The organism is Rubritalea sp. (genome assembly GCF_039830215.1).
GTDB lineage: Bacteria > Verrucomicrobiota > Verrucomicrobiia > Verrucomicrobiales > Akkermansiaceae > Rubritalea.
Map to the genome: position 1 here is coordinate 1 of NZ_JBDOPO010000098.1, position 1,543 is coordinate 1,543.

The window sequence follows — 1,543 nt, forward strand, 5'->3', positions numbered from 1 at the left end:
GGTGACGAATAGCCATGATTTCTTTACTTCCATCGGGTGCAAAAGCCCAGGCATCCACCTCAAAAACATTTGGCACTGTTGCCGGGTCGATCACCAGACTGTGGTACCGAGTAGCTTCTATTGGTGAAGAAAGCCCGGTAAAGAGCCCCCTGCCGGTATGCTCGATCTGATCAACTTTGCCATGCATCAGTTGCTTCGCTGCCACAATCTTCCCACCAAAAACTTGACCAACAGCCTGGTGGCCGAGGCAGACTCCGAGAATCGGCATGCGGCCGGCGAAACGGCGCACAACATCACACGAGATACCAGCTTTGTCTGGATTACATGGACCAGGTGAAATGAGTAGGTGACTAGGCTGCTTTGCAGCTATTGCATCACCGTCAATGGAATCATTCCGATGGACCTCAACTCTCATGCGTGGCTCTATTTCACCAAGCCTTTGAACGAGATTCCATGTAAACGAATCGTAGTTATCAATAAGAAGTATCATAAAAATACGTTTATTTATAAAACCCCAGGTTAATCCAAGAGCGTCACCGGATGACCAACACGCTCAACCAGAGGAATCACTTGGGGCTTGTAAATTGTTGTGTACGCTTCAGCCTGTCGATGAGCATCGAGAGCCTCTTGAGAAGACCAGTGTTCGATCATCGTAAATTCGTTGGGATTTGATTGCGATTGATAGACATCGAATCGCTCACAACCTGGCTCATTCCTACTCTTTCTCATAGCTTCACAGAGTAAGTCACGAACAACCTCAATCTTATGATCTTCTTGTACGGTGAGAATAATGTTCATACAAATCATGCGTTTCTATCCTTAATCCTGTACAACCTAAAGCCTGCACAACAATCTACTGTACCACGACAGGTTGCAACGTTGCTCTCTGTCCATATTTCCTGGCGAGGATCCTTATATACGGTGGAAGAAAAGCGGCCCGATGGGTAAATGAGCCACGAACCGCCTCTTGATCACCTTCATTTGGCTCAAAAAAGTCTTCGATGGAAAATCCCGCGCGGCATATTCCACCGAGAATATCTGTTAAAGAATGAACAAATTCATCCGTTCCAGCCTCTCTCAAACGAGATGGTGGTGCCGGTGGCAGTGCTCCTGAGTTATCCGCTGATTGGCACTCTGGAAAAAGCAATTCATATCGGCCATCTAAATTTGGTTGCAATGATGACTGTAAACTTCTCGGAGATTTATGCTGACTCATGTACAAGCCACCCGGACGACAAACACGCGCGATTTCGGAGAAAACTTGCTTGAGAGAAGGTAGGTAGCAACTACTCACTGGATGAATAACGAGATCAAAATGATCATTTTTCAACATCGTAAGTTCATCCATTGAACTCTGTATCAGTTCTAGATGGAGTTTCCGTTCCCTCGCAACCTGTCGATCGAGATCAAGCATTGACGCTGACAGATCGACGACTGTTACGCTCGCACCAGCAGCAGCATAAATGGGTCCATGCTTCCCTCCACCTGCAGCAAGACAAAGAACCTCCAGTCCCCTCAGGCTAGAAGGAAGCCATAGACGATC

General features: G+C 47.1%; 3 protein-coding genes. All 3 read right to left on the reverse strand.

Features of this window, described 5'->3' with window-relative positions; translation table 11 throughout:
* Positions 1–490 (reverse strand): aminodeoxychorismate/anthranilate synthase component II (locus ABGY95_RS03205; RefSeq protein WP_347440254.1); only part of this gene is annotated, 490 nt, incomplete at its 3' end.
* 29 nt (positions 491–519) lie between these two features.
* Positions 520–798, reverse strand: a complete 279-nt coding sequence (locus ABGY95_RS03210; protein ID WP_347440255.1) for a putative quinol monooxygenase — start codon at positions 796–798, stop codon at positions 520–522.
* Positions 799–853: 55 nt separating this feature from the next.
* Positions 854–1,543: class I SAM-dependent methyltransferase (locus tag ABGY95_RS03215; RefSeq protein ID WP_347440256.1), on the reverse strand; the 690-nt coding region annotated here is incomplete at its 5' end.